The organism is Parvibaculum sp., from assembly GCF_035511255.1.
GTDB lineage: Bacteria > Pseudomonadota > Alphaproteobacteria > Parvibaculales > Parvibaculaceae > Parvibaculum.
The window spans coordinates 1-3,509 of the sequence record NZ_DATKFR010000075.1 but is presented as its reverse complement, the minus strand read 5'-3'; the positions used below and the strand labels follow the sequence as shown (position 1 = coordinate 3,509).

General features: G+C 63.3%; 3 protein-coding genes and 1 pseudogene. 3 read left to right on the top strand and 1 reads right to left on the bottom strand.

Annotated features, from left to right (window positions below; genetic code table 11):
• Positions 1 to 451: aminotransferase class I/II-fold pyridoxal phosphate-dependent enzyme (locus VMR03_RS02405; protein WP_325401913.1), on the top strand; the 451-nt coding region annotated here is incomplete at its 5' end.
• 7 nt (positions 452 to 458) lie between these two features.
• Positions 459 to 1,115, top strand: a complete 657-nt coding sequence (locus tag VMR03_RS02400; protein ID WP_325401911.1) for a phospholipase — start codon at positions 459 to 461, stop codon at positions 1,113 to 1,115.
• On the opposite strand, the gene VMR03_RS02395 is transcribed toward VMR03_RS02400, so the two are convergent.
• Positions 1,112 to 2,833, bottom strand: a complete 1,722-nt coding sequence (locus tag VMR03_RS02395) for a glycosyltransferase family 39 protein (RefSeq protein ID WP_325401909.1) — start codon at positions 2,831 to 2,833, stop codon at positions 1,112 to 1,114. The two genes, VMR03_RS02400 and VMR03_RS02395, sit on opposite strands and share 4 nt — an antisense overlap.
• A gap of 226 nt (positions 2,834 to 3,059) precedes the next feature.
• Between VMR03_RS02395 and VMR03_RS02390 the strand changes: the two are divergent.
• Positions 3,060 to 3,509, top strand: a pseudogene (locus tag VMR03_RS02390) (hypothetical protein); the annotation flags it as partial.

The window sequence follows — 3,509 nt, the reverse complement described above, 5'->3', positions numbered from 1 at the left end:
GATCGGTTACATCACCGGACCGGAACATCTGATGACGCCGATCATGAAGGCGCATCAGTTCGTGACCTTCACCACGCCGCCGGGCTTGCAGGCGGGCGTTGCCTTCGGGCTCGGAAAGGACGACAGCTATTTCGCCGGCCTCGCCGGATCGCTCGAGGCCAAGCGCGATCTGATGGCAAAGGGATTGCGCGACGCGGGCTTCGACGTGCTGCCGACCGACGGCACCTATTTCATCTCCGCCGATTTCCGCCCGCTCGGCTTCAACGGCACCGACGAGGAATTCTGCCGCGATATCACCGTGAAGGCGAAAGTCGCGGCGATCCCACTATCGGCGTTCTACGGCGACCAGACCGCCGCGCCCCACCACCTTGCGCGCTTCTGCTTCTGCAAGCAGGACGCGATTTTGATGGAAGCGAGCGCGCGGCTGAAGGCTTATGCTGCCCGCGGGTGAGGTTGCAATGCTCAATGCCCTTCGACGCGATCCGGACAGCAGCGATGCGAGATGGCTCGTCGTCTTTCTGCATGGCTATGGTTCGTCGGGCGCCGACCTCATGTCCTTTGCCGATTACTGGCAGGCGTCGATGCCCGGTGTTGCCTTCGTCGCACCGGATGGGCCGACGGTTGCGAAGGATGGCGGCTTTCAATGGATCGGCAAACGGCCGGGAAACGATCCGCGTCTTTATGAGGACGCGGTGGCCGCGCAGCCGCTCGTCGATCAATTCATCGACGGCGAACTTGCGCGGCTCGGTCTCGATGGGTCTCGTCTGGCGTTGGTCGGGTTCAGTCAGGGGACGGTGATGGCGCTGCATGCCGGATTGCGGCGCGAGACGGCGCCGGCCGCCGTGCTCGGCTATGCGGGTGGGCTCGTCGGTCGCGAACAGTTGAAGAAGGACGTCACCTCGCGGCCGCCCGTCATGCTCATCAACGGCGAGCTCGACGAAATCGCGCCCGTCTACGGCATGCATGTCGCTGTGAAGGCGCTCGCCGAGGCAGGCGTCGTCGCGGCGGGGCAGGCGATGCCGAACCTTGCCCATGCGGTCGATGCCGACGCACTCATTCTCGGCGCGCGGTTTCTGCTATCGGCCTTCGCCTATCGGGCGAGGCACGGCGCCTAGCCGCGACAATCCTCCGGCACGTTGGTCATCAGCATAAGGCGGTCGCTTTCGCCGATGGAACAGAAGCGCGACGGCGCGATGCGTTCGAGGAAGTATGGCCCCGTGCGCCGGTTGAGCAAGAGATAGACCGGCTTTCTGGTTGCGATAGTAGCAAAATCGGCCATCTCGACGAACCAGCCTGGTTTCGCATGCTTCGCACCATAGGCGAGATCGGCACTGTTGTTGTCGGCGATGGTGTCGATGACGATGCGCAGGCGCGATTTGCGATAGAAGAGGGTCGAGGACGTATCCTCGAATTTCCCCGCGAAGTAGAGGGGGCGTCCATCGTCCACGCCGGCAAGGATGCCGACGAGGTTTCGTTCGGTGATGGCGTTTTCATTGTCGGTGGCGATGGTCTGGGCGGTGAGAAGCGTGGGGAAGATCAGTGCGGCGACGACCGCGAAGCCCAGGTGATCGCGTCTCTTGAAGAGCAGCATGACGGCGGAAAGCGCGGCAAGGTAGGCGACAAAGGCGCCGATGGTCGCCGGCGTAGCGGCGAGGCACGTCGGATAGGCGCGTGAAGAGGCCTGGGTGCAATCCGCGCCCAGCGTCAGAAGCGCGCAGAGAAAGCCCAAGCCCCAGAGAGCGCCGACAATTCCGAGGCGCGCGAATTTTTCCTCCTCGATCCATTGCGCCATCGTCCGCGCGACGAGCAGCGCCATCGGTACGGTGGCCGTCACGAGGTAATAGTTGGCCTTGTTGGAGGACAGGCTGAAAAAGACGAGGAAGGTTGTGAGCCAGATGAGAAGAAAGCGATCGAGCGGCTCCTTGCTTTGCCAGGCCGCGCGCAGCGACCATGGAAGCACCAGTGACCATGGCGCCAGATAGGTGAAGAGCCGCGGCAGGTAATACCAGATCGGCCCGCCATAATAGTCGCGCGGCTCGCGCAGGCCAATGAAGCGGTTCAGGTGTTCGTTGATGAAATAGAACCAGGCAAAGTCCGGCACTTGCACGGCTGCGAAAATATGCCACGGCGCGGCAATTGCCAGAAACAGGGCGAGCGCGGGGAGATCGGTGAAGAAGTCGAGATAGCGCCGCGCCGGTGCGTGGATCGTCGCGAGATAGACGAGAACGACGAGGGTCGGCAGCAGCAACGCGACGAAACCCTTGGTCATGACGGCGAGTGCGAGCCAGACACAGGCCGCACGTAGATGCAGCTTGTTTCCATCCTTGAGGAACAGATAAAGGCAGGCAAGGGCGGCGGACATGGTCAGTGTCAGCAACGATTCGAAAAAGACCGTCCGGCCGACGACGACGAAGGCAATCGAGCTTGCCATCACGAGCACCGCGACGAGACCTTCCGCCTTTCGTCCTTCGCGGTGGCCAAGCCAGAAGGCGACGCCGCAGGTGCCCATGGCCGCGAGCGCCGGCACGAGACGGGCGGCGAATTCATTCTCGCCGAAAATCGCGTAGCTGAGAGCGATCAGCCAATAGAGCAGCGGCGGCTTCTCGATGTAGGGAACGAAGTTCAGGTGCGGGACCACGTACTGCTTAAGGAGCAGCATCTCGCGCGGAATTTCCGCATAAAGGCCTTCATTGTTGTCGAGGATGCCGTAGCCGCCGAGACCGGAGAGAAAGCTGCAGCCGACAAGTATGACCGCGGCAACGGCCGTCATGGCGAAGGGATCGTCCGCGAGACGCGTCCGCAACGCGGCGATGCGGTCGATCCGCCGAAGCATGCGCCGATCATCCGTAAGCGTTGTTTCCTGCTCAAAACTCACGATTGTCGCTGCCCCGTCCCCCGCGCGATCGGCCCGAATCCGATCCCCGTTTGAAACATATCACGGGCGTGATGGCGGATTGCGACGGCGTTCGTTACCGTCTTTCAACCTTTGCCCCCTTTCGGAAAACCCGGCGACCCGGCAGACTGCGCCCCCGGGGGCGTCGTGAGTGGAGTTGTGCGGAGTGGATGCCGGCTTGCCTGAGCTGAAGGCGGGACCCCATGGGACCGGCCGACTGGTCCTCGACGAGCCGGCGTCGGTCCGAGCCAGTGGGCCGGCGTTCGCGACCGAGCTTCTGCTGGCATTGCTCATCCATGCGGCGATCCTGGCGGCCCTTTTCATTCGGCTGCCGCCTTCGTCGCCCCATCGTCCCGTGGAACCGCCGGCCATTTCCGTGGAACTGGTGCCGCCGAAACCCCCTCCGGCGCCGAAGCCACCGGAGCCTCAAAAAAAGCCGGAGCCGCCTAAGCCGCTCCCGCAAACGGAACCTGAACCGCCAAAGCCGTCACTTCATCGCGAATCCGGCGGCACGGACCTCAGCCGCACGCCGGGGGCGCCACCGAAAACGGAGGCGAAGGAGGCGCCGGAGCCGCAAGTCGAGATCAAGAACGCGCCATCCGCGCCGAAGACGGAA